General features: G+C 31.6%; 25 protein-coding genes. 14 read left to right on the top strand and 11 right to left on the bottom strand.

Annotated elements, in window-relative coordinates:
• Window positions 1-75 precede the first annotated feature (75 nt).
• Complete coding sequence (locus ACEQT4_RS09940; protein WP_027880665.1) at window positions 76-702, top strand: WbqC family protein; 627 nt, start codon at window positions 76-78, stop codon at window positions 700-702.
• Window positions 695-1,000 carry a DUF6122 family protein gene (locus tag ACEQT4_RS09935; RefSeq protein ID WP_370227380.1) on the top strand — a complete coding sequence of 102 codons (306 nt, stop codon included), beginning with the start codon at window positions 695-697 and terminating at the stop codon, window positions 998-1,000. Before ACEQT4_RS09940 ends, ACEQT4_RS09935 begins: the two co-directional genes overlap by 8 nt.
• Here the strand turns inward: ACEQT4_RS09935 and ACEQT4_RS09930 are convergent.
• The 8 genes from ACEQT4_RS09930 to ACEQT4_RS09895 all read right to left on the bottom strand — a co-directional run bounded on the left by ACEQT4_RS09930 (window position 997) and on the right by ACEQT4_RS09895 (window position 7,477).
• Window positions 997-1,971, bottom strand: a complete 975-nt coding sequence (locus tag ACEQT4_RS09930; protein ID WP_370227378.1) for an endonuclease/exonuclease/phosphatase family protein — start codon at window positions 1,969-1,971, stop codon at window positions 997-999. The two genes, ACEQT4_RS09935 and ACEQT4_RS09930, sit on opposite strands and share 4 nt — an antisense overlap.
• Window positions 1,972-2,049: 78 nt before the next feature.
• Entirely contained in the window at window positions 2,050-2,907 is an 858-nt protein-coding gene (locus ACEQT4_RS09925) for a rhomboid family intramembrane serine protease (RefSeq protein ID WP_370227375.1), read from the bottom strand.
• Window positions 2,908-3,660, bottom strand: a complete 753-nt coding sequence (locus tag ACEQT4_RS09920; RefSeq protein ID WP_370227373.1) for a rhomboid family intramembrane serine protease — start codon at window positions 3,658-3,660, stop codon at window positions 2,908-2,910.
• A 3-nt stretch (window positions 3,661-3,663) separates the two neighbouring features.
• Window positions 3,664-5,535 (bottom strand): DNA mismatch repair endonuclease MutL, encoded by a 1,872-nt coding sequence (gene mutL / locus ACEQT4_RS09915; RefSeq protein ID WP_370227371.1) that lies wholly within the window; start codon window positions 5,533-5,535, stop codon window positions 3,664-3,666.
• A gap of 3 nt (window positions 5,536-5,538) precedes the next feature.
• Window positions 5,539-5,820: a riboflavin synthase subunit beta gene (locus ACEQT4_RS09910; protein WP_370227368.1), complete on the bottom strand. Its 282-nt coding sequence runs from the start codon at window positions 5,818-5,820 to the stop codon at window positions 5,539-5,541.
• A 2-nt stretch (window positions 5,821-5,822) separates the two neighbouring features.
• The gene (locus tag ACEQT4_RS09905) at window positions 5,823-6,041 is read right to left on the bottom strand and encodes a hypothetical protein (RefSeq protein WP_370227366.1); all 219 of its coding nucleotides are present in this window, start codon (window positions 6,039-6,041) and stop codon (window positions 5,823-5,825) included.
• A 179-nt stretch (window positions 6,042-6,220) separates the two neighbouring features.
• On the bottom strand, window positions 6,221-6,700 hold the full coding sequence (gene ribH / locus ACEQT4_RS09900; RefSeq protein WP_370227364.1) for a 6,7-dimethyl-8-ribityllumazine synthase: 480 nt from the start codon (window positions 6,698-6,700) through the stop codon (window positions 6,221-6,223).
• Window positions 6,701-6,706: 6 nt separating this feature from the next.
• Window positions 6,707-7,477 carry a tetratricopeptide repeat protein gene (locus tag ACEQT4_RS09895; protein ID WP_027880674.1) on the bottom strand — a complete coding sequence of 257 codons (771 nt, stop codon included), beginning with the start codon at window positions 7,475-7,477 and terminating at the stop codon, window positions 6,707-6,709.
• Between the two features lie 133 nt (window positions 7,478-7,610).
• Here ACEQT4_RS09895 and ACEQT4_RS09890 point away from each other — a divergent pair, with 133 nt between their 5' ends.
• The 4 genes from ACEQT4_RS09890 (at window position 7,611) to ACEQT4_RS09875 (ending at window position 9,714) form a co-directional block, all read left to right on the top strand.
• Window positions 7,611-8,690: a DNA replication/repair protein RecF gene (locus ACEQT4_RS09890; RefSeq protein WP_027880675.1), complete on the top strand. Its 1,080-nt coding sequence runs from the start codon at window positions 7,611-7,613 to the stop codon at window positions 8,688-8,690.
• A 10-nt stretch (window positions 8,691-8,700) separates the two neighbouring features.
• The gene (locus ACEQT4_RS09885) at window positions 8,701-9,114 is read left to right on the top strand and encodes a lipocalin family protein (RefSeq protein WP_370227360.1); all 414 of its coding nucleotides are present in this window, start codon (window positions 8,701-8,703) and stop codon (window positions 9,112-9,114) included.
• The gene (locus ACEQT4_RS09880) at window positions 9,114-9,410 is read left to right on the top strand and encodes a DUF721 domain-containing protein (RefSeq protein ID WP_027880677.1); all 297 of its coding nucleotides are present in this window, start codon (window positions 9,114-9,116) and stop codon (window positions 9,408-9,410) included. Before ACEQT4_RS09885 ends, ACEQT4_RS09880 begins: the two co-directional genes overlap by 1 nt.
• 112 nt (window positions 9,411-9,522) lie before the next feature.
• The gene (locus ACEQT4_RS09875) at window positions 9,523-9,714 is read left to right on the top strand and encodes a cold-shock protein (protein ID WP_027880678.1); all 192 of its coding nucleotides are present in this window, start codon (window positions 9,523-9,525) and stop codon (window positions 9,712-9,714) included.
• Between the two features lie 80 nt (window positions 9,715-9,794).
• On the opposite strand, the gene ACEQT4_RS09870 is transcribed toward ACEQT4_RS09875, so the two are convergent.
• Window positions 9,795-10,214, bottom strand: a complete 420-nt coding sequence (locus ACEQT4_RS09870; RefSeq protein WP_027880679.1) for a nucleoside-diphosphate kinase — start codon at window positions 10,212-10,214, stop codon at window positions 9,795-9,797.
• Between the two features lie 131 nt (window positions 10,215-10,345).
• On the opposite strand from ACEQT4_RS09870, the gene ACEQT4_RS09865 reads away from it, so the two are divergent.
• The 4 genes from ACEQT4_RS09865 (at window position 10,346) to ACEQT4_RS09850 (ending at window position 14,229) form a co-directional block, all read left to right on the top strand.
• Window positions 10,346-11,365 carry a bifunctional oligoribonuclease/PAP phosphatase NrnA gene (locus ACEQT4_RS09865; RefSeq protein ID WP_370227357.1) on the top strand — a complete coding sequence of 340 codons (1,020 nt, stop codon included), beginning with the start codon at window positions 10,346-10,348 and terminating at the stop codon, window positions 11,363-11,365.
• Window positions 11,355-11,903 carry a gliding motility-associated peptidyl-prolyl isomerase GldI gene (gene gldI, locus ACEQT4_RS09860; RefSeq protein ID WP_370227355.1) on the top strand — a complete coding sequence of 183 codons (549 nt, stop codon included), beginning with the start codon at window positions 11,355-11,357 and terminating at the stop codon, window positions 11,901-11,903. Before ACEQT4_RS09865 ends, gldI begins: the two co-directional genes overlap by 11 nt.
• A 32-nt stretch (window positions 11,904-11,935) precedes the next feature.
• Window positions 11,936-13,120 carry a peptidylprolyl isomerase gene (locus ACEQT4_RS09855; RefSeq protein WP_370227352.1) on the top strand — a complete coding sequence of 395 codons (1,185 nt, stop codon included), beginning with the start codon at window positions 11,936-11,938 and terminating at the stop codon, window positions 13,118-13,120.
• Window positions 13,121-13,299: 179 nt separating this feature from the next.
• Entirely contained in the window at window positions 13,300-14,229 is a 930-nt protein-coding gene (locus ACEQT4_RS09850; protein ID WP_027880683.1) for a PD40 domain-containing protein, read from the top strand.
• A gap of 190 nt (window positions 14,230-14,419) precedes the next feature.
• Here the strand turns inward: ACEQT4_RS09850 and ACEQT4_RS09845 are convergent, their stop codons facing one another.
• Entirely contained in the window at window positions 14,420-15,880 is a 1,461-nt protein-coding gene (locus tag ACEQT4_RS09845; protein ID WP_370227349.1) for an aminoacyl-histidine dipeptidase, read from the bottom strand.
• A gap of 155 nt (window positions 15,881-16,035) precedes the next feature.
• Here ACEQT4_RS09845 and ACEQT4_RS09840 point away from each other — a divergent pair, with 155 nt between their 5' ends.
• From ACEQT4_RS09840 to ACEQT4_RS09830, 3 genes are all read left to right on the top strand, one after another.
• On the top strand, window positions 16,036-17,103 hold the full coding sequence (locus tag ACEQT4_RS09840; protein WP_370227346.1) for a DUF3810 domain-containing protein: 1,068 nt from the start codon (window positions 16,036-16,038) through the stop codon (window positions 17,101-17,103).
• An 86-nt stretch (window positions 17,104-17,189) separates the two neighbouring features.
• Window positions 17,190-20,174, top strand: coding sequence for an amidohydrolase family protein (locus tag ACEQT4_RS09835; RefSeq protein WP_370227343.1), 2,985 nt, complete (start codon window positions 17,190-17,192; stop codon window positions 20,172-20,174).
• Between the two features lie 35 nt (window positions 20,175-20,209).
• A complete protein-coding gene (locus tag ACEQT4_RS09830) occupies window positions 20,210-21,505 on the top strand; it encodes an amidohydrolase family protein (RefSeq protein ID WP_370227341.1) in 1,296 nt (431 codons plus the stop codon).
• A gap of 31 nt (window positions 21,506-21,536) precedes the next feature.
• Here ACEQT4_RS09830 and ACEQT4_RS09825 read toward each other — a convergent pair whose 3' ends face one another.
• Window positions 21,537-22,343, bottom strand: a complete 807-nt coding sequence (locus ACEQT4_RS09825) for a DUF6503 family protein (RefSeq protein WP_370227338.1) — start codon at window positions 22,341-22,343, stop codon at window positions 21,537-21,539.
• A gap of 79 nt (window positions 22,344-22,422) precedes the next feature.
• On the opposite strand from ACEQT4_RS09825, the gene ACEQT4_RS09820 reads away from it, so the two are divergent.
• Window positions 22,423-23,220, top strand: a complete 798-nt coding sequence (locus ACEQT4_RS09820; protein ID WP_370227335.1) for a TrmH family RNA methyltransferase — start codon at window positions 22,423-22,425, stop codon at window positions 23,218-23,220.
• Window positions 23,221-23,225: the final 5 nt, after the last annotated feature.

The following is a 23,225-nucleotide window of genomic DNA, read 5'->3' as shown; positions in this document are numbered from 1 at the left end:
TAAATTTCTAAACCAATTGTTTATTGTTTTTAAAAAATAAATCATAATTTAAAAGTACAAAAAACGCATTAACAAATGAAAGCACTTCTTCATCCAACATATTTTCCTAGTATTGCACAATGTGTAGCTATTGCAAAAGCTGAAGATTTGGTGTTTGAAAAACATGATAATTTCCAGAAGCAAACCTACCGTAACCGCACATATATTTATGGCGCAAATGGCAAATTACAATTAAGCATTCCTATAATTCACAGTCATAAAAACAGACAATTATACAAGGATGTAAAAATTAGTAATACCGAAAAATGGCAACAAATACACTGGAAAAGTCTTGAAGCTGCTTATCGCACGTCGCCTTTTTTTGAATATTATGAAGATGAATTTATTCCACTTTTCGAGAAAAGACATGAGTTTATTTATGATTTTAATTTAAAATGTTTTGAAGTTGTAAGTGATTGTCTTCAGTTAGATATGGATATTACTTATACTGAAAGTTATCAAACAAAACATGACGATTTAACAGATTTTAGATCGCTTGTTAACGCCAGAAAAGAGCCTAATTTCAACTTTGAAAACTATAGACAAGTCTTTTTTGATAAATGTGGATATATAGATAATTTAAGTATTATAGACTTATTGTTTAATGAAGGAACAAATGCGTTGACTTATTTAGAGAACCAAATACTACCTACGCATGTATAAACCAATTATACATTACGGTATTCACTTTATATTACCTTTAGTGGTTGCTGTTTTTTTCTATAAAAGAAGATGGAAAAAAGCTTATCTAATTATGATTTGTGGTATGTTAATAGATTTAGATCATTTAATAGCTACGCCTATTTTTGCACCTAACAGATGTAGCATTAACTTTCATCCACTTCACTCCTATTATGCTATTGCTATTTACATACTACTTCTAATCCCCAAAAAAACACGCTTAGTTGGATTAGGCTTAGTTATACATATCTTAGCAGATAGTGTAGACTGTTTGCTTTAGTTATCTTTTAAGCTTAATCTTGTCATTATAGGATAATGATCAGAATACTCTACATCAAAAGTCTTAAAACTATCTACTGTAAAGCTTGGATCTACAAGAATAAAATCTATTCTTAAAGGGAAAAACTTAAAATCGTAAGTGCGCCCAAAACCATTACCTTGCTCTTTAAAAGTATCTTTTAAATCGCCTTTTACTTGATTGTATATATAAGAAAAAGCAGAGTTATTAAAATCTCCAGAAACAATCATTTTGTAAGGAGAATTGGATTTATGTTTTAAAAATAATTCGGCTTGAGTTTGTTGCTTTTTAAAAGTTTCACCTATACCGTTAAAAATTTTTTCTCCTTCTTCTTGAGTTAAATTTTCTGCTTTAGTATTAAGTCGTAATGATTGAAAATGTACATTATAAACTCTAATTGTATCTTTATCTTTTACAATGTCTGCAAAAATGGCATTATTAGCAGTATTAGGAAAATTAATCGAACCTGAATTAATTATTGGATATTGAGAAAAAATAGCTTGACCATATTTTGTTTTTTTACCCTCTAATTTTTCAAATTTATATTTAAAAAAAGATAAATCTACAGATTGATGTGGATGAAACTCTTGTATACACAACACATCTGGTTGCTCTTTTTTCACAAAATTAGTCAGCTTAGTTTGGATGTCTTTTTCTGCTATCCAATCGTAAAGATTAAATAGGCGTACATTATAATTCATCACAGATAGACTACTTTCTATATTTTTTTCGGAGTTTGAAAACTTATAAAAGGAACCAAATAATAGATAACCAATAGCTATAACAAGTAAAGAAAGTATGAGTTGCTTTTTGACTTTAAACAACCAATACACAAAAAATAATACGTTTAACAAAATTAAAAAAGGAACACCTAAACTTAGCACAGAAAGTGTAGCAAAAGTTTTTGGAGGTACATGAGGTAAAATATAAGATAGCAACAGTAGAAAAGCCACAATAGAATTGAGGAAAAAAACGATTTTTTCAAAAAATTTCAACTTTTTCATATCATATTTCCTCAGTTACTTTAGTTGTTATTTTCCTGCTCTAAAAAGAAAATCTTTCTCTTCTTTAGTCAAACTATCGTAACCACTTTTACTTATTTTATCTAGAATAGTATCTATTTTTTTTTGTGTATTAAGCTCGTTAAATTCTTTTTTATCATAACCAGCTACTTTACTTTTCCTTTTATGAACGGTTTTTAAGTTTGATTTATTATTTGGCTTAAACCAACTAGCTATATTATCCATAAATCGACCAAAACCTGCACCTATATCATTGCCTTTTTCTAATTGTTTTGCATAAACAAAACCTAATAAAGCTCCTCCTAAATGTGCTAAACTTCCACCTGCGTTACTACCAAACAAACCTATAATATCAAAAGCTACAAATGCTACAGCTATCCACCATAATTTTAAATTGAAAGTAAAAAATCTTATATTTTTATCGGGTAAATAAGCGCTTAAAAAAATTAATAACGCACTAACGCCACCAGAAGCACCAATTAGATAAGCGTTTGCTGAAAAGAAACTAGAAAAAACATTATAACCAAATAAAAAGGCTAAACCACCTACAATTATTCCTAAAAAATAAATATTAAGCGCCATTTTAGGATTGAATAAGTTCATAAATATTCTTCCTAAAAGGTATAACCAAAGCATATTAAAAATCATATGAAATAAACCAAAATGCACAAATCCATAAGTAAAGATTGTCCATGGTTTATATAATACATCATAAAAATCGCTTTGTAATCTTAACCATTTAAAAACACTAGGAACAATAGGATTTAATATTAATGCAAGCAAAAAGATAATCACATTAATGACTATAACTTTTTCTAGCACATTAAGCCTAGCGTATTTATATTTTAACTGATCTATTTGACTCATTTATCTATCCCAACGATTTTGATTGAATTGATTTTTCTTCCAATACCACATAATAAAAAATCCGACTAAAGCACCACCAACATGAGCTAAATAAGCGGTATTACTTGGACTAAAAAATGATTGACCTGTAACAGCAGATATTACATCTAAGATAATTATCCCGGGAATAAAGTATTTAGCTTTTATAGGAATTGGTAAGAAAATCATCATTAGCTCTGCGTTTGGATTCATCATACCAAATGCTGCTAAAATTCCCATTATACAACCTGATGCGCCAACCATTGTACCATTATAAGCATCATATGCAGATTGTAATTCTGTAATCATTTCTTGAGGTACATTGTTGTATACTCTTCCTGTATTCATCATATCAAAAAACTGATCTGATGTCACTCCAGAAGCCATCAACTGCTCGTAAGCAGGTAAATAATTAAAATATGCCCCGCCTAACTGAAACAATGCAGCTCCTAAACCTGCAGAAAAATAGATAAACAAAAATTTATTTCTTCCTAAGCGATATTCTACGGGAGAACCAAACATCCATAACGCAAACATATTAAAAAAGATATGTCCAATACTACCGTGCATGAACATATGCGTTACTATTTGCCAAGGTTTAAAACTATCACTTGCAGGAAAATGAAGCGCAAACCATTCATAAAAAGCTTCTCCGCCACCAACAGTAACCGTTCCAATGAAAAAAATTACATTGATAATTATAAGGTGTTTTACGGTATCTGAAATTCTCATCATAACTTACATAAATTTCTTTTCAAGTTCATCAACAGTCATCGTAATAAACGTTGTTTTATTGGTCGGTGACACACTTGGTTCTTTACAAGCAAACAGCCTGTTTACTAAGTGTTCTTGCTCTGTATTTGTTAAGGTTTGTCCTGTTTTTATAGCTAAACTTTTCGCCATAGATTTTGCTAATAAATCTGCTGCAGAAAAATGGCTGTCTGGCACTTCGTTTTCTACATCACTTATTAGCTGCTCTAAGATTATAGATACTTCACTTTCTGGCACATTTACAGGCACGCCAGTAATCACTACAATTTCATCTTTAACATGTGTAAATACAAATCCTGTAGCTTCTAAATCTTCTTGTAGTTGTTGAATTAATTTAATTTCTTGCTTAGAAAAATGTAATTCTAACGGAAATAATAACTGCTGACTTACACCTTCTTTTACAGTTATATTTTGAAGGTATTCTTCATACAATACACGTTGATGAGCCTTATGCTGGTCTATAACCAACATACCCGATTTTATGGTACTTATTATAAACTTATTATTAAGCTGATAGGTAGTTTGCTTCTGCTCTACTTCATTTTCGTTTTCAAAAATTGAAGCGGTTTCTGGTTCGCTTTCAAAAGTCACTTCATTAAAATTTGAAGCCGATTGATTGCCTTTAGATTCTAATCCAACATACAAACTTTCCCAACTTGTTCCTCTATCTTTTTTAAATGAAGGCGTAGTTGAAAATGAAGATACAGATGAAGACGACTTGCTAGTAACAACTTCATCTTTAAAGGGATTAAAACTACTATCTACCTCAACCGAAGGTGCAGATTTTTGTTGATAATTATAAGGCGTATCTAAGTTTGCATCGCGTTCAAAATCTAAAACTGGTGCAATATTAAACTGTCCCAAACTATGCTTTACTGCAGATCTTAAGATGGCATATAATGTATGCTCATCGTCAAATTTAATCTCAGTTTTTGTTGGGTGAATATTAATATCTATGGTTTGTGGATTTACCGTTAAGTTTAAAAAATAACTTGGTTGCGCACCATCTTTAAGTAAACCTTCAAACGCTGAATTTATTGCGTGATTTAAATAGGCGCTTTTAATAAAACGATTATTTACAAAGAAAAACTGTTCATTACGACTTTTCTTGGCAAATTCTGGTTTACCAACAAATCCAGAAATGGTTAGTACCTCTGTAGCTTCTTCTACAGGTACTAATTTTTCGTTGGTTTTAGTCCCAAAAATATTAACTATACGCTGCCTATAATTGCTTTCAGGAAGGTTAAATGTTTCGCTTCCGTTATGAAACATGGAAAATGTTATGCTTGGATGCGCTAATGCCACACGATGAAACTCGTCTATAACATGACGTAATTCGACAGCATTAGACTTTAAAAAATTTCGTCGTGCAGGAATATTAAAAAATAAGTTTTTTACAGCTAACGATGTTCCTTTTGGTGTTACGACTACATCTTGACTTTTAACTTCGCTACCTTCAATTTCTATACAAGTACCAAGCTCGTCATCTTCCTGTTTTGTTTTTAGCTCAACATGTGCAATTGCAGCGATACTTGCTAAAGCTTCGCCACGAAACCCTTTTGTGTTTAATTGAAATAAGTCTTCTGCATTTCGGATTTTTGATGTAGCATGACGCTCAAAACTCAATCTAGCGTCGGTTGCACTCATTCCTTTTCCGTTATCGATAACTTGTATTAATGTTTTACCAGCATCTTTTACAATTAATTTTATTGTTGTTGCTCCAGCATCAATTGCGTTTTCTAAAAGCTCTTTTACGACAGATGCAGGACGTTGTACTACTTCTCCTGCAGCAATTTGATTAGCAACATGATCTGGTAATAATTGAATGATATCTGCCATATTCTATTTTGGGAAGAAAATGGATAGGTCAAAACCAATAATTAATAAAAATAAAAACACTAAGACTGCAACAATTATCAAAATGCGTCTATTTGCAGCTTGATCTGGGTTATGTTTTAACTCGTCTATTGCGTTATTAAATTTTTGTTTTATGTTTTTGTTATCACCTACCGTTGTTCTAAAATCGTCAAATTTGTGTTTTATTTCATATGGGCTTCCTTCACCTTTATAATATCTTGGTGTGTAACTAAACTTTTTGTTTTTTCGTCTTGTTAGAAGTCCCATAATTATTTAATTTTTGTATCTAAGTAATACATTAAGATAGCAATAAATACTAAAAGTCCTATTAAAAGGAACAAAGTATTACTCTTTTTTCTTCCAGAAATAGAAGGTCTTGCCTCGCTCCAATTAGATTTCATACTTTCTTTTAATTGCGAAGCAGAATCGTTGTCTTTATTAAAACGAGATTTGTAAGTAAATGTTTTATTTTTTCTTTGACCAAACAATGCTAAATGGTATTACTAGTAAGTTCAAATTTACTGAAAATACTAGAGATTGCTGGTTAGAGAATGCTAAAAATTGTTAACAAAAAAAGGAATAGTTAGCTGTTAGCAATATTAAATAAACTAACATTGACTACACACTAAATACTGAAAACCCAATAATCAATACTCTATACCGAAATCTAAGCGTTCTCCCTTAATTGTGCCATTTTTAAGGCAGCTACAGCAGCTTCTACACCTTTATTACCATGTTTACCGCCAGAACGGTCAATTGCTTGTTGCAAAGTATTATCTGTAAGCACACAGAAAATTACAGGTGTTTCGTGCTGTACGTTTAGATCTTTAATCCCTTGTGATACAGCATCACATACAAAATCAAAATGTTTTGTCTCGCCTTGTATTACGCTACCAATTGCTATTACAACATCTACCAGTTGTTCTTGCATTTTTTTACTTCCGTAAATTAGCTCATAGCTACCTGGCACATGCCAAACTACAATGTTGTCTGGTGTAACACCATGTTCTAAAAGTGTGCCTTTTGCTCCTTTTAAAAGACCTTCGGTTATATTGTCGTTCCATTCTGAAACAACAATCCCAAACCGAAATTGCTTTCCGTTTGGGATTGATGCTTTATCGTAAGCTGATAAATCTGTTGTTGCCATATTATTTTATTTTGACATCGCTTGTGCTTTTCCTATAAATACTTCTGAGTTTTTAGCTTCAGGAGCATCTGGATAGTTGTCTTTAATTTTGTTAAATAAGTCTAATGCTTTAGAAGTATTACCCATATTTAAAGCTGTTACACCTGCTTTATATAAAAACGTTGGTGTAGTAAACTCGTTTTGACGTAAGTTAGCTGCTTTTAAATAATAGTCTAAAGCCTGCTCTTCTTGGTTTAATTGCATAAACGCATCACCTATTGCTCCTTTAGCCATTGGCGCTAAAGCTTCGTCTTCACTTTTAAAATCGTCTAAGTAAGCAATTGCTTTTTCGTAGTCTTTTAAATTTAAGTATGCCATACCTGCATAGTAGTTTGCTAAGTTACCAGCATCTGTACCACTATATTGATCTACGATATCTGTTAATCCTAACTTACCTTCTCCTCCACTTAAAGCTAAATTGTATAAAGAGTCTTTGTTTGCTGTAGCTGTTACAGCATCATTAAAATACTTTTTTGCTTGGTACATCTCATTCATAGCAGTTGCTTGTTTTGGTTTTGCTACAAATTGTTGGTAACCTAAGTACCCTAAAACTAAAGCAGCTATAACACCAATTACTATAAAGATGTTTTTTTGATTTTTTTCTACAAACTCTTCTGCTTTGTTAGCAGACTCGTCTAAAGTATTAAATACTTCTGCTGTTGTAGATTCTTCTTCTACTTCTATTTCTTTTTCAACTTTCGTCTTAGGTTTGTATCCTCTTTTCTTATACGTTGCCATACTTCGTTTTATTAATGCGCACAAAAATATAATTTTTCTTCATAAATAAAAGCCTATTTATTTGATATTTTTCAATAATTTGCACTTCTTATTGTGGTAACACTATTTAGCACACTTTTTTTATATTATATCCATGATTTTAAAATCACTTTCGCTTTTAAATTATAAGAATTTTGACACCAAAACTTTTGAGTTTGACACTACTATTAATTGTCTTGTTGGTAATAATGGTGTAGGAAAAACTAATGTTTTAGATGCTATCTATCATCTTTCTTTTGGCAAAAGCTATTTTAATCCGGTCTCTTCACAGAATATTAGACATGATGAAGATTTTTTTGTTATTAATGGCGAATATGATAAAGATAATAAAACCGAAAACATTGTTGTTAGCTTAAAAAAAGGACAAAAAAAAGTTATAAAACGTAACACAAAAGCTTATGATAAATTTAGTGATCATATTGGCTTTTTACCTCTTGTAATTATTTCGCCAGCAGATAGAGATTTAATCATTGAGGGCAGCGATACCAGAAGAAAATTTATTGACAGTGTAATTAGTCAAAATGATAAAAACTACTTAAGTCATTTAATAAACTACAATAAAGTATTGGCGCAACGTAATTCGTTATTAAAATATTTTGCTGCTAACCATACATACAACCAAGACACTATTGATGTGTATAACGAACAGTTAAACACTTATGGAACAGAAATTTTTGAAAAACGTAAAGCATTTTTAAAATCTTTTGTTCCTATTTTTAAAGAACGTTATAAAGCCATTAGCGATAATAACGAAGCTATAGATTTAGATTACAAAAGCCATCTTTTTGATGATGATTTAAATACACTTTTACGCCAAAACATAAATAAAGATAAAGCTTTACAATACACAAGTGTTGGTGTACACAAAGACGATTTAATATTTAATATTGATGATCATCCTATAAAAAAGTTTGGTAGTCAAGGACAGCAAAAATCTTTTTTAATTGCATTAAAACTTGCACAATTTGATAGTATAAAAGCCGAAAGTGGTAGTAATCCAATATTACTTTTAGATGATATTTTTGATAAATTAGACGAAACTAGAGTTGCTCAAATTATTAAGCTAGTTGATGACGAAAATTTTGGTCAGATTTTTATAAGCGATACACACGCAGATCGTACAGAAAATGTAGTAAAACAAGTACATCAAAGCTATAAAATATTTAAACTATAATTTTTAAAAAATGAAAAATTTAATCTTTATATTCATTTTAACAATCTTTAGTTGCTCTAAAGACAAAACAGAATTCACCAATAATTTAGAAGGCTATTGGGAAATAAAAGAAGTAAAACTAAATAATGGAGAAGAAAAACAATATACTGTTAACGAAACTATTGATTATATAGAAATCACATCAGACTCTTCTGGATTTAGAAAAAAAATGAAACCTGAGTTTGATGGAACTTTTAAAACTTCTAAAAACTCAGAAACTTTCACTTTCAAAATAGAAAACGACAGTTTTAACTTACATTACAAGACACCATACCATAACTGGAAAGAAACTATTTTAGATATTTCTAAAGATGAAATGAAAGTAATAAACCAAAGCAAAGACGTATATTTATATAAACGTTACACACCAATAAACATTCAATAATGGCCAAACGAAATAACGATATATTAAACCTACAAGATGTCTTAAAAGAATTTGTTACAGAAAATAAACTAGAAACTGGTTTAGACAAAGTACAAGTTAGAGAAGCCTGGATAAAACTTATGGGTAATGGTATTAACAACTACACTACAAATATTCAATTAAAAAGAGACACACTATATATACAATTAAGCTCTAGTGCCTTAAGAGAAGAACTAAGCTACGGAAAAGAAAAAATCATAAATCTTATTAATGAAGAGCTAGGTAAAAATATAGTTAACAAAATAGTACTCAGATAATTGAAAAATTTTTATCGTTTTTTTTATTTTTTTGAAAAATTTTAAAAATAACGTTGAGTTAATATTATAAACTCTATCTTTGACACATTATTAACAAATTTTTTTTATTACAATGGCTCAAGGCACAGTAAAATTTTTCAATGATTCTAAAGGTTATGGTTTTATAACTGAAGAAGGATCTAACAAAGACCATTTCGTTCACATCTCAGGTCTAATTGACGAAGTTAGAGAAGGAGATGAAGTAGAGTTTGATCTACAAGAAGGACGTAAAGGTATGAACGCAGTAAATGTAAAAGTAGTATAATATATATTTTCTATTTAAACGATTACAAAAAAAGCCTTTCTAATTTAGAAAGGCTTTTTTAGTTATATATGTTTTATTATTTAAAACATTTCTCTTCCAGAAAAATGAAAAGCACCTTCAATAGCTGCGTTTTCATCACTATCACTACCGTGTACGGCATTTTCTCCTATAGATTCTGCGTACATTTTTCTAATAGTTCCTTCAGCAGCTTCTGCTGGATTAGTAGCACCTATTAAAGTTCTAAAGTCTTCTACTGCGTTATCTTTTTCTAAAATAGCAGCTACAATAGGACCACGTGTCATATACTCTACTAACTCACCAAAGAAAGGTCTTTCTTTGTGTATAGCATAAAATGCTTCTGCATCTTGCTTAGTCATGTGTGTTAATTTCATTGCTACGATTCTAAATCCTGAAGCATTAATTTTTTCTAAAATTGCGCCAATGTGTCCTTTTTCTACAGCATCTGGCTTAAGCATTGTAAATGTTCTATTAGTTGCCATTTTATTGTTTTAGTTTAATTTCAACTTATTATAACACAGCTATATTTAGCTTGTTAATTTTGTGCAAAAGTAAGGCATTTATTAAGAAAAACAACAAATTCAATTATTAAAAAATTGTATATTCGTACGCTATGACAAAACATGAAATTTCAGATATTAAATCGCTATTAGCTTCACCTAAAAAAATAGTAATTGTTACTCATAAAAACCCTGACGGAGACGCTATTGGGTCTAGCTTAGCCTTATTTCATTATTTAACAAAAATCAATCATTCTGTAACAGTTATTACACCTAATGATTATCCTGATTTTTTAAAATGGGTTCCTGGTCAGGATTTAATTTTAAAGTTTGACTCACAAAACAGTCAATCTTTAGAAGCGTTAAACAATGCAGATATTGTTTTTACTTTAGACTTTAATGCCTTTCATAGAGCTGGAGATATGGAAAATACGCTTGCAGAAAATAAGTCTTTAAAAATTATGATAGATCATCATCAACAACCAGATCCGTACGCAAAGTATACATATAGTGATGTAAGTATGAGTTCTACCTGCGAGATGATTTATAATTTTATTGAAATGTTAGGAGATTTAGACCTTTTAGATAGAAATATGGCAACCGCTATTTATTTAGGAATAATGACAGATACTGGTTCTTTTAGGTTTAATTCTACTACAAGCAGGACTCATCGTGTTATAGCAGATTTAATTGATAAAGGTGCTCAAAATACTTTTATTCATAATCAAGTATACGATACTAATAGTTACAACCGTTTGCAACTTTTAGGCTGTGCTTTAAGCAACCTAAAAGTATTGCCAGAGTATAGAGCTGCATACATCACTTTAACTCTTAAAGAGCTTCAAAAATTCGATTATAAAAAAGGCGATACAGAAGGATTTGTAAATTACGCTTTATCATTAAATAATATTGTTTTAGCTGCTATTTTTATAGAAGACGCACAACAAAATATAGTAAAGATTTCTTTACGCTCTAAAGGAGATTTCTCTGTAAATTTAATGTCTAGATCTCATTTTGAAGGTGGCGGACATACTAATGCTGCAGGCGGAAAAAGTGATTTACCAATTAAAGAAACTGTTGAAAAATTTATTAGTATATTACCACAATACAAATCGGCATTAAATGAAGCTTAATCATTTTATATTTATCTTTTTTGGACTGCTTATTACAGCTTGCAAAAGTCCTGAAGCGCGTAAACCAATTACTGTGTCTTCTGGAAGTTTTATAGACCAATCTGTTGCACGTAATAAAGCTTTAAACCAAAAAGAAATTGAAAAAATAGAAACCATAATAGCCAATCAACCTGATAAAGAATTTAAAAATTCAGGAAACGGTTTTTGGTACTATTACAATACAAAAGTTGAAAATGACAGTTTACAAACACCAGGTTTTGGTGATATAATTAACTTCAATTACAATGTAAAAACCTTAGATAGCGATGTAATTTACACTAAAGAGGAAATAAAAACACAAAACTACGCTATGGATCAAGAAGAAATTTTTACTGGTCTTCGCGAAGGTTTAAAACTTCTAAAAGAAGGAGAAACTGCTACATTTTTATTCCCTTCGCAAAAAGCATATGGTTATTATGGAGACGAACGCAAAATAGGTATTAACACACCAATTATGTGTCAAGTAACCGTAAATAAAATCACTAAAAATCAAGACTAAACCAAATAACAATGAACCTAATAAAAAAACAAATGAAATTTTTACTTATCGCTTTTATTGCCAGCTTTTCGGCAATGTCGTGTCAAGACAAATATCCTGATTTACCAGACGGACTTTACGCCGAGTTTAAAACCAACAAAGGAACCATGGTCGCTAAGTTATTTTACGACAAAGTACCTGTTACTGTTGCCAACTTTGTAGGTCTTGCAGAAGGAACACACCCAAAATTAGCAGATTCTTTAAAAGGAAAACCATTTTATAACGGTATTACTTTTCATAGAGTTATGGATAAATTTATGATACAAGGTGGCGACCCAACGGGAACTGGTATGGGAAGCGCAGGTTTTAAATTTTATAGCGAGTTTGACACAAGCCTAAGTCACGATAAAGCAGGTATTTTATCTATGGCTAACTCTGGAGGATTAAACACAAATGGTAGCCAATTTTTTATTACCGAAGTACCAAAAACCAATCTTGATGCTTTTTATGCAGACGGAAGTTTTAAAAACTGTAACATGCCAAAAACAAGCTGTCATGCAGTGTTTGGAGAATTAGTAAAAGGAATAGAAATACAAGACACGATATCTAATGTAAAAACAGTACAAACAAAACCTGTAGATCCTGTTATTATTGAAGAATTAAATATTATAAGAAAAGGTGCCGATGCAAAAGCATTTGACGCTGCAAAAGTATTTACCGAAAAAGAACCTTTATTACCTCAACGCTTAGAAGAACAACAAGCTGCTATGCAAGAAAAAATTAAAGAGCAAGCAAAAATAGCTGGTAAAGCCTTTATCGAGAAAAATAAAGATATGGAAGGTGAAGTTATAGAGTCGCCTACTGGATTAGTAATGATTTTAAACAAAGCCAAAGATGGTGTTACACCAAAAAGCACCGATAACGTCTTAATACAAAGTACAGGCTACTTTGAAAACGGAAACTTATTTTACACCACAGATGCAGAAGTAGCAAAAGCTACAAACACCTATAACGAACAAGCAGATAAAGCTGGTGCATATGAGCCTTTCCCTATGATTTATAACGAGTCTGCTACGCTTGTACCAGGTTTTAGAGAAGCTATGCTAAAAATGAACATTGGAGATAAAGCCCGTATTTTTGTACCAAGTTATTTAGGTTACGGACCAAACGGACGTGCGCCACGTATACCACCAAATGCTAATTTAGTATTTGATTTAGAAATTGTTGGTATTAAATAAATACCTCTAAAACATAAATACAAAACCACCTTTTTAGGTGGTTTTTTTATAAATATATGTAGACCTACGTATTGATTTTCTTACATTAAAACACTAACTTCGTTTAACAATCGATAACGCGAATTGGAAACTTGCTTTATCTTAACGTTGGCAATAATACGTTAAAAAAAACTTCAATAATGAAAAAAATCAGATTAGTAATTTCGTTAATTCTTATTTCAAATTTATTATCAGCTCAGAGTGAATCTGATATTACTCAATTTGATAAAGCACTAAATCAATTTCTTAATGTAAGAGATTTTTGTATTTCAAAAGATGGAAAAGAAGCATTCTTTACTGTACAAAGCCCTAATCAGGAAATTTCACAACTTGCTTATATTAAAAAGAATAAAACAGGATGGTCTCAACCAGAATTATTGCCTTTTTGTGATTCATATATGTATTTAGAGCCCTTTTTGTCTTTTGATAATAATCGACTATTTTTTGTCTCTAATAGACCATTAAATGATTCTATTAATGAAAAAAAGGATTTTGATATTTGGTATGTTGAAAGAGGTAACAATAATGAAGTGTGGTCAAAACCCAAAAACGTCGGGAAACCAATTAATTCAGAATTAGATGAGTTTTATCCTACTGTCAGTAAAAATGGGAACATATATTTTACAATGGTATCACCTGATGGTTTTGGAAAAGATGATATTTATTATTGTGAATTGAAAGGTGATAAGTATTTAAAACCTGTTTTATTAGATGAAAATATAAACAGTGCCGGCTATGAGTTTAATGCTTTTATTTCTGAAAACGAAGATTTTATAATTTATTCGAAATATAATGAAAAAGATGGTCAAGGAAGTGGGGATTTATATATCTCGAAAAAGGATACAAATGGAAACTGGAAAAAGGCCATAAACCTAGGAATTCCTGTAAACACAAAATATATGGAATATTGCCCATTTTATGATGAGCAAAACCAAATATTATATTTCACAAGCAAAAGAAATAATATTTATCCAAGAAATTTCGAAACTATTTCAGATTTTAAAAAATATATTAATGAAAGTAACAATGGCTTAAGTAAAATTTATAAAATCTCACTTAAAATAAAATAGTACTATTGCCAACAATGTATAAAAATAATAGCGGTTTAATCGCTAAAACGAAAGCAAGTAAGTATAAAAAAGTCTGTATTTAACCGAAAAGTTAGTGCGTCTAAATCCGCTACTATTCTTATACTAGACCGTTAAACGAAACAAAAAAAGCCCAGCAAAACTGAGCTTTTTTTTATTATTATCTACTTCCCTATTTCTTTGGGATTTCTTTTAAAATTTCTAACACAAATTTCCAATATTTTTGTGCAGAGCTAATTTGCGCTCGTTCATCTGGACTATGTGCGCCTTTAATATTTGGTCCAAAACTAATCATTTCCATATCTGGATAATTTTGTCCTAAAATACCACATTCTAAACCTGCATGGCAAGCTGCAACGTGTGGTTTTTCGTTATTTAATCGCTCGTAAACATTGGTCACCACTTTTAAGATAGAGGCCTCCATATTTGGTGTCCAACCTGGGTAATCTCCAGAAAACTCTACTTCGCAACCTGTTAATTCAAACGTTGCGCGTAAAGTATTGGCTAAATCTAATTTAGAACTCTCTACAGAACTACGTGTTAAACACGCAATTTCTATTTCGCCATCTTTTATAGTTACTCGTGCAATGTTATTAGACGTTTCTACTAATTCTGGTATATCTGCACTCATACGGTATACACCATTTAAAGCCGCATAAATAGCTCTAGTTACACCTTCTTGCACACCTAAATCCATAATTTTTTCTGGCGTTTCAGTTTTAGTGACCAAAATCTCTAAATCTGGCTCCATGGTTTTAAGTTCCTTTTTTATGGTATTGGTTTGCTCTTTCATTTCTGCTAAAAAAGCTTCTTCGTGTATCGCATCTATAGCGACAATTGCTTTACTCTCACGTGGAATAGCGTTACGTAAACTTCCGCCTTCAATTTGAGAGATACGCAAACCAAAGTTTTCAAAACCGTCAAATAACACACGGTTCATAATTTTATTGGCGTTACCTAAACCTTCGTGTATTTGCATACCAGAATGTCCGCCTTGTAATCCTTTTACCTCAACTTGATAACCGGTTTTAAATTCTGGTGTTTCTTCTTCGTCATAAGTACGTCTTGCAGTTACATCTACGCCACCAGCACAACCAACACCAATTTCGTCATCTTCTTCGGTATCTAAATTCAATAAAATATCACCAGTTAATAATCCGCCTTTTAATCCCATTGCGCCAGTCATACCAGTTTCTTCATCAATGGTAAATAAAGCTTCTATTGCTGGATGTGGTATATCTGTACTTTCTAAAATAGCCATAATGGTGGCAACACCTAAACCGTTATCTGCACCAAGTGTTGTTCCTTTTGCTTTTACCCAATCTCCATCTACATACATATCGATACCTTGCGTATCAAAATCAAAATCGGTATCGTTATTTTTTTGATGTACCATATCTAAATGCGATTGCATTACAATCGTTACACGATCTTCCATTCCTGCTGTTGCTGGTTTTTTGATAATTACGTTTCCTACTTCGTCTTCTATAGTTTCTAAACCTAGCCTAGCTCCAAAATCTTTCATAAATTTTATAACGCGTTCTTCTTTTTTAGAAGGTCTTGGTACAGCGTTTAAATCGGCAAATTTATTCCATAATGCTTTAGGCTCTAAGGCTCTTACGTCTTGACTCATATTTTTATTTTTATTGAAACACAAAAGTACAAAATGCACTATGGATTAATTACTTTTTTAAGTTGAAATTATGAGAATATTTCCCCTATTTTGAAATCTAAAAGAATACTTAAAACATAACCAATGAGGGTTTATTTTATTTATTTTTGAGGTCTATGCGAAAACACACCAAATTAATTTTAACGGGATTAATTGTACCTACCTACATTTTGGTGCAACTTGCCAAACGTTTTCCTGAATTTGTAGACCGTTATTATAGCGACGGTTTATATCCGTTTTTATCTAAATTCTTTAGATATGTTTTGGGTTGGTTACCGTTTAGTTTTGGTGATTTCGTTTATGGTGTTGGCTTGATCTTAATACTTAGATGGTTAGTTTTAAATAGAAAACGCATTTATAAAGATACCGTAAAATGGTTGTTAGATGTTGGTGCTGTTTTGGGTGTTGTGTATTTTGCGTTTCATTTACTTTGGGGATTTAATTATTACCGTAATCCTTTACACAAAAACTTAAAATTAGAAGATAATTACACTACAGAGCAACTACTTTCGGTCACCAAAAAACTTATTGAAAAATCCAACAGTTTACAGTTGCAAATTGCCAAAAACGACACTGTAAAAGTCGTTTTACCTTACACTAAAACAGAAATTTTAAAACAAACTCCTAATGGTTATAAAGCGCTGGAAAAAGAATTTCCGCACTTAGAATACCATCCAAAAAGTTTAAAGACATCGATTTTTAGTTTACCGCTTACGTATATGGGTTTTAGCGGTTATTTGAATCCGCTAACTAACGAAGCGCAAGTAGATTATTTAATTCCGGAGTATAAATTCCCAACTACTTCTGCACACGAGATTGCACACCAATTAGGTTATGCTTTAGAAAACGAAGCTAATTTTATGGGCTTTTTAGCATCTGTAAACAATCCAGATATTTATTTTAAATATTGTGGTTACACCTTTGGATTAAGACATTGCTTAAGAGAAGTCTATAAACGTAATCCTGATACTTATTTTGAATTAGTTGAAACTATAAACCCTGGTATTATCAAAAACTACCAAGAAGTACAAGACTTTTGGAATGGTTATAAAAACCCATCAGAAATTTTCTTTAAAAGCACATATACCACTTACCTAAAAGCTAATAACCAAGCAAAAGGTATGGAAAGCTACAGCTATGTAGTGGCATTACTAGTAAATTACCTACAAAATAAAACACTTTAAAAAAGTTAAAATTTCACCCTTGATTTTGAATGGGTTGCTTTAAGACTTATCTTTAGTCTCTTTAAGACTTTAAACTAACTAATCTTATGAGAAAAATCCTAAGCTTTTTAGGACTATTGTTGTGTAGTTATTCCTTTGCACAAGAATATATTCCTAAAAATGATGGTGTAAAAACTAACACCTCTAATTACACAGCATTTACAAATGCTAAGATCTACATTACTCCAACACAAATTGTAGATAATGGTACACTTTTAATTAAAGACGGAAAAGTAGTTGCTAGTGGTAATAATATATCTGTCCCAAAAAATGCAGTAACTGTAGATTTAAGTGGTAAAACTATTTACCCTTCATTTATTGAAACGTACAGCGATTTTGGAATGAAACCTGTTGAAAACGCTTCAAGTAATAGACGATCACCTCAATACGATGCAAGTCGTGAAGGTTTTTATTGGAACGACCACATAAGACCTGACCAAAACGCATTAGACTTTTTTGACTTTGATAGCAAAAAAGCTGAAAAACTTAGAAAAGCTGGTTTTGGAGTTGTCAACTCTCACATTGATGACGGAATTATCCAAGGTACTGGCGTATTGATTACATTAGCTCCAGAAGGTAGTGATGCTACAAGATTATTAGACGAAAAATTAGGTCAGTTTTACGGTACTTCAAAAAGTAAAACATCACGTCAAATGTACCCAACATCTTTAATGGGTACTATGGCATTATTAAGACAAGTAAATCTTGACGCAGATTGGTACGCAAAAGGAAATATAAAAGAGAAAGATCGTGCTTTAGAAGCGTTTAATGCTAATAGAAATGAAATTCAAATTCTTAATGCTTCTAGCAAAGAAAATGTACTTCGTTTTGATAAAATCGGTGATCAATTTAATACTCAATATGTTTTTGTTGCTGGCGGTGATGAATACGAATGGATTAAAGACATCAAAGCGACAAACGCACAGTTTATTGTACCCGTAGATTTTCCAGATGCATATGATATGGAAGACCCATTAATGGCTAGCTCTGTTAGTTTAGCCGACTTAAAAGCATGGAATCAAGCACCTTCAAATCCTAAAGTATTAGCAGATAACAATATTACTTTTGCTTTTACAACTCATGATTTAAAAGAAGAAAAAGACTTGTTGGCTAATCTTCAAAAAGCTATAGAATATGGTTTAGATAAAACTAAAGCATTAGAAGCTTTAACAACTATTCCTGCTCAAATCATTGGCAAATCTACTCAATTAGGACATTTAAAAACTGGTGCTTATGCTAACTTTTTAATCACTTCCGGAGATATTTTTGATAAAGAAACAACCATTTATCAAAACTGGGTAACTGGTGTTAAAGATGAAATAACACCAATGGACACCAAAGACTTGCGTGGAGATTACACATTTAAATTAAACAATACCGATTACGAATTATCAATCTCTGGAGATGTAGAAAAACTGAAGTCTAAAGTAAAAACTGAAGATAAAGAGTTAGGTTCTAAAATTAACTTTTCTGACGAATGGTTAACGCTAACTTTTTCTACAATTGACACTACAAAACAAGAGTTTGTAAGAGTTGTTTCAAAAATTTCAGATTCAGAAAACATAAAAGGAAAAGCAATTTTACCTAACGGAAAAGAATTTGCTTTTAACGCTACTAAAAAAGCTTCAGAAAAAACTGAAGAGAAAAAAAGCGATAAAGACGAAGATAAAGAAAGTGAAATGCCAAAACTATTCCCTGTTACTTATCCTAACATGGCTTATGGTTTTACTAGCCTACCTCAACAAGAAACTATTTTATTTAAAAACGCAACGGTTTGGACTAATGAAGCCGAAGGTATTTTAGAACAAACAGACGTTTTAATTAAAAACGGAAAAATTTCTAAAATCGGAAAAAATCTTAGCGCTGGTAATGCAACAATTGTAGATGCTACAGGAAAGCATTTAACGTCTGGAATTATTGACGAACATTCGCATATTGCAACTTCAAGCGTCAACGAAGCTGGTCATAATAGCACTGCAGAAGTAAGCATAGAAGACGTTTTAGACGCCGAAGATATTAACATTTACCGCAACCTTTCTGGTGGTGTTACATCAATACAAGTACTACACGGATCTGCAAATCCAATTGGTGGTCGTTCGGCAATTATTAAATTAAAATGGGGAGAAACTCCAGAAAATTTAATTTATACAAACACTCCAAAATTTATCAAGTTTGCTTTAGGTGAAAACGTAAAGCAAAGTAATTGGGGCGATGATAGTAGAAACAGATTCCCACAAACCAGAATGGGTGTAGAGCAGGTTTTCATAGATTATTTTCAAAGAGCAAAAGAATATGATGCATTAAAGAAAAGCGGTAAACCATATAGAAAAGATATTGAGTTAGAAACTATTGCCGAGATTTTAAATAAAGAACGTTTCATTTCTTGTCACTCTTACGTACAAAGTGAAATTAATATGCTAATGAAGGTTGCAGAACGATTCAACTTCAACATTAATACCTTCACACATATTTTAGAAGGTTATAAAGTAGCCGATAAAATGGTAGAACACGGTGTTGGCGGATCTACATTTAGCGATTGGTGGGCATATAAATATGAGGTTAACGATGCTATTCCTTTTAACGCACCAATCATGCACAATGCAGGTGTAACGGTTGCTATTAATAGTGATGATGCCGAAATGTCTAGACGCTTAAATCAAGAAGCTGCAAAAAGTGTAAAATACGGAGATATTAGCGAAGAAGACGCTTGGAAGTTTGTGACTTTAAACCCAGCAAAATTATTACACATTGATGATCGTGTAGGAAGTATAAAAGTTGGTAAAGATGCAGATGTAGTTTTATGGTCAGATCATCCGTTATCTATTTATGCTAAAGCAGAAAAAACAATTATTGACGGTACAGTTTATTTTGATATTGAACGTGATGCACAACTTCGTGAAGCAATGGAAAAAGAAAAAAATGAATTAACCTCAATGATGCTTCAAGCAAAACACAAAGGGTTAAAGACGAAGCCAATTGAGAAAAAAGAAAAAGAATTATTACACTGTGACTCTGTAGAACATCAGTTTTAAAAAAGGACAACGTGTATAATCAAAACGTATAAAAAATGAAAAAACTAAATATATTAATCCTAACACTTTTGGTGAGTCTTTATGGTTTAGCACAGCAAACACCAGCACCAAAACAAACAAATGCTTACTCTATAGAAGGTGCTACCTTACATATGGGTAACGGTAATGTGATTAAAAATTCTTTAATCATGTTTGACAACGGAAAAATTACTTTTGTTGGTAGTGCTATGATGAAAATAGCCAGACAAGGCAAAGTTATAGACGCAAAAGGCAAACATGTATATCCTGGTTTTATTGCTCCTAATTCTACATTAGGTTTAGTAGAAGTAGATGCTGTAAGAGCTAGTGATGATGAAGATGAAATCGGAGCTATGAATCCGCATGTAAGAAGTATAATTGCATATAATACCGAATCTAAAGTTGTAGAATCTATGCGTCCAAACGGTGTTTTAATGGCACAAATTACACCACGTGGCGGACGTATTTCTGGAACGTCAAGCATTGTACAATTAGATGCTTGGAATTGGGAAGATGCGATCATAAAAGAAGATGATGGTATTCATCTAAATTGGCCAAGAGCATATTCGCGCGGTCGTTGGTGGTTAGGAGAACCAATGGTTTTAACCGAAAACAAAAATTACAGCAAAGAAGTAGACGAATTAAAAAACTATTTTGCAGAAAATAAAGCCTATCAAGCGGGTAATACATCTCCAAAAGATATTCCTTTTGATGCTTTACAAGGACTAATAAATGGTAATAAAACGCTTTATGTACATGTAGACAACGAAAAAGGAATTACAGACGCTATCAATTTCGCGAAAGCGCAAAACATAAAAAAGACTGTAATTGTTGGAGGTTACGAAGCTAACAACGTAACAGACTTATTAAAAGAAAATAATGTGCCTGTGCTTTTACAACGTGTACACTCTTTACCAAATAGTGGTGATGACGATTACGATTTACCATATAAATTAGCTACAGAGTTAGTTAATGCTGGCGTTTTAGTTGGTCTTGAAAATGCTGGTGATATGGAACGAATGAACACTAGAAACTTACCATTTTTAGCAGGCACTACTGTTGCTTACGGATTAACTAAAGAACAAGCTTTAAGTTTAATCACTTACAACACAGCAAAGATTTTAGGTATTGATGATACTGTTGGATCTTTAGAAGTTGGTAAAGATGCCACACTTTTTATTAGTGAAGGTGATGCTTTAGATATGCGTACCAACAAACTAACTAAAGCCTTTATACAAGGTAGAGATATTAGTCTTGAAACACATCAAACAGAATTAGCAAAACGCTACTCAGAAAAATATAAAAACCAATAATAAAAAAAAGCGAGCTAAATGCTCGCTTTTTTTATTCTACTATTGTAGCAATTTCTGGAGCTTTAAAAGTCGCTTTTGGAACAGCTTGTTTTGTTAATTTAACATCTATAAATTGTGTTGTTCCCATTGGTTCTGTAGGTAAATTATTTTTGTATTTATAACGCACCATTTCAGCAGGTAATAAGATACCATTTACATCTTGCCATTTGCTATATCTTCTAAAATGAAATTCGGTAGTATCAATACCAGGTATAAAGTTTACGGTATATCCTAACCATTCCATTACGTAAGTTTCTGGGTTGTAATACACAATATATTGATCTTCTGGTGTTTCTCCTACTCCATTTTCATAAGTAAATTTAATACCAGGATATGTTTTTCCTTCAAAGGTTAATGGTTCTGCATCGCTAATGTTAATACCATCATCTCCAAATACAAAAGGCATTGCATAAAAGTAAAACATCAAATTATAATAATATTTAGGGTCGTAACCTTTGTACTCGCCTTCTTTATTATTTACATACCAAGTTTTTGCACCATCATGTCCAATCACAAAATCAGGATGTGTTATTAAAGCTTCTCTAGTTTTTAAGTTGGTTAAGGTTACTTCATTTCCGTTAGGTTTTGGCATTGTAAACTCTAAAGATTTCATTTGATTCCAAAGGTCAATTCCTCCATGCGCATCAAAAATTTTAGTTAATGTTTCAGGGTAAATTGAAGTTGTAACATCTAATTCTTCTTTTTTGTAATCAGTAGTAATCTCAGTTTCTTTTTTTGTTTGTTCTTTACAGTTAAAAAGAAAAACAGCTAAAGTAATTAGTAATAAAAAATTTTTCATGTTTAAGGTTTATCGTTATAATTAGTGCTAGGTCGTTATATTGTTACAATACTTACATTTTTTAAATTACTTTTGTGTTATGAATTACAAACAAATTTCTAGCACACAAAACCAACTAATAAAACAGATAGTTTTATTAAAAGAAAAATCTAGAGAACGTCGTAAAACAAACCTGTTTATTGTTGAAGGTTTACGCGAAATACATTTGGCTTTACAAGGACATTACGATATAAAAACCCTTTTGTTTTATCCTGAAATTTGTCCAGAAGACAGTTTACCTAAGCTAAATAATTCTACTCAAGTCATTGAAATCTCTAAAGACGTTTATCAAAAAATAGCGCATAGAGACACAACTGAAGGTATTGTAGCGATTGCTAAAAGTAAATCGCATCAATTAGACAACTTGAAACTAAACAATAAAAATCCATTAATTTTAATTGCAGAAGCACCTGAAAAACCTGGAAACATCGGCGCGTTGTTACGTACCGCAGATGCAGCAAACGTAGATGCTTTTATATTAGCAAATCCTAAAACCGATTTGTACAATCCAAACATTATTAGATCTAGTGTTGGTTGCTTGTTTACTAATACCATTGCGACTGGTAATACAGAAGATATTATCGCATTTTTAAAGTCGAATAACATTAATATTTACAGTGCTATTTTGCAGGATGCAGCATATTATCATAAACAAGATTTCACTAAAGCCAGCGCTATTGTTGTTGGTACAGAAGCAGATGGCTTAAGTCAAGCTTGGCGCGATGCTTCAACACAAAACATCATTATCCCAATGAGTGGAAAAATTGACTCTATGAATGTATCTGTTGCTGCTGGAATTTTAGTTTTTGAAGCTAAAAGACAAAGAGATTTTATTTAAAATAT

It is taken from the genome of Mesoflavibacter sp. (assembly GCF_964226795.1).
In the GTDB taxonomy this organism is placed as follows: domain Bacteria; phylum Bacteroidota; class Bacteroidia; order Flavobacteriales; family Flavobacteriaceae; genus Mesoflavibacter; species Mesoflavibacter zeaxanthinifaciens.
This window is presented reverse-complemented; position numbering and strand designations above follow the sequence as displayed.

What these genes read in the sequence shown, in the direction of transcription:
- ACEQT4_RS09920 (WP_370227373.1), bottom strand. Translation starts at nt 3,660, where the DNA reads ATGATGAGAATTTCAGATACCGTAAAACACCTTATAATTATCAATGTA.
- gldI (WP_370227355.1), top strand. Translation starts at nt 11,355, where the DNA reads ATGAAGCTTAATCATTTTATATTTATCTTTTTTGGACTGCTTATTACA.
- mutL (WP_370227371.1), bottom strand. Translation starts at nt 5,535, where the DNA reads ATGGCAGATATCATTCAATTATTACCAGATCATGTTGCTAATCAAATT.
- ACEQT4_RS09890 (WP_027880675.1), top strand. Translation starts at nt 7,611, where the DNA reads ATGATTTTAAAATCACTTTCGCTTTTAAATTATAAGAATTTTGACACC.
- ACEQT4_RS09825 (WP_370227338.1), bottom strand. Translation starts at nt 22,343, where the DNA reads ATGAAAAATTTTTTATTACTAATTACTTTAGCTGTTTTTCTTTTTAAC.
- ACEQT4_RS09840 (WP_370227346.1), top strand. Translation starts at nt 16,036, where the DNA reads ATGCGAAAACACACCAAATTAATTTTAACGGGATTAATTGTACCTACC.
- ACEQT4_RS09870 (WP_027880679.1), bottom strand. Translation starts at nt 10,214, where the DNA reads ATGGCAACTAATAGAACATTTACAATGCTTAAGCCAGATGCTGTAGAA.
- ribH (WP_370227364.1), bottom strand. Translation starts at nt 6,700, where the DNA reads ATGGCAACAACAGATTTATCAGCTTACGATAAAGCATCAATCCCAAAC.
- ACEQT4_RS09865 (WP_370227357.1), top strand. Translation starts at nt 10,346, where the DNA reads ATGACAAAACATGAAATTTCAGATATTAAATCGCTATTAGCTTCACCT.
- ACEQT4_RS09925 (WP_370227375.1), bottom strand. Translation starts at nt 2,907, where the DNA reads ATGAGTCAAATAGATCAGTTAAAATATAAATACGCTAGGCTTAATGTG.
- ACEQT4_RS09910 (WP_370227368.1), bottom strand. Translation starts at nt 5,820, where the DNA reads ATGGGACTTCTAACAAGACGAAAAAACAAAAAGTTTAGTTACACACCA.
- ACEQT4_RS09855 (WP_370227352.1), top strand. Translation starts at nt 11,936, where the DNA reads ATGAAATTTTTACTTATCGCTTTTATTGCCAGCTTTTCGGCAATGTCG.
- ACEQT4_RS09875 (WP_027880678.1), top strand. Translation starts at nt 9,523, where the DNA reads ATGGCTCAAGGCACAGTAAAATTTTTCAATGATTCTAAAGGTTATGGT.
- ACEQT4_RS09940 (WP_027880665.1), top strand. Translation starts at nt 76, where the DNA reads ATGAAAGCACTTCTTCATCCAACATATTTTCCTAGTATTGCACAATGT.
- ACEQT4_RS09830 (WP_370227341.1), top strand. Translation starts at nt 20,210, where the DNA reads ATGAAAAAACTAAATATATTAATCCTAACACTTTTGGTGAGTCTTTAT.
- ACEQT4_RS09835 (WP_370227343.1), top strand. Translation starts at nt 17,190, where the DNA reads ATGAGAAAAATCCTAAGCTTTTTAGGACTATTGTTGTGTAGTTATTCC.
- ACEQT4_RS09820 (WP_370227335.1), top strand. Translation starts at nt 22,423, where the DNA reads ATGAATTACAAACAAATTTCTAGCACACAAAACCAACTAATAAAACAG.
- ACEQT4_RS09850 (WP_027880683.1), top strand. Translation starts at nt 13,300, where the DNA reads ATGAAAAAAATCAGATTAGTAATTTCGTTAATTCTTATTTCAAATTTA.
- ACEQT4_RS09895 (WP_027880674.1), bottom strand. Translation starts at nt 7,477, where the DNA reads ATGGCAACGTATAAGAAAAGAGGATACAAACCTAAGACGAAAGTTGAA.
- ACEQT4_RS09845 (WP_370227349.1), bottom strand. Translation starts at nt 15,880, where the DNA reads ATGAGTCAAGACGTAAGAGCCTTAGAGCCTAAAGCATTATGGAATAAA.
- ACEQT4_RS09880 (WP_027880677.1), top strand. Translation starts at nt 9,114, where the DNA reads ATGGCCAAACGAAATAACGATATATTAAACCTACAAGATGTCTTAAAA.
- ACEQT4_RS09885 (WP_370227360.1), top strand. Translation starts at nt 8,701, where the DNA reads ATGAAAAATTTAATCTTTATATTCATTTTAACAATCTTTAGTTGCTCT.
- ACEQT4_RS09935 (WP_370227380.1), top strand. Translation starts at nt 695, where the DNA reads ATGTATAAACCAATTATACATTACGGTATTCACTTTATATTACCTTTA.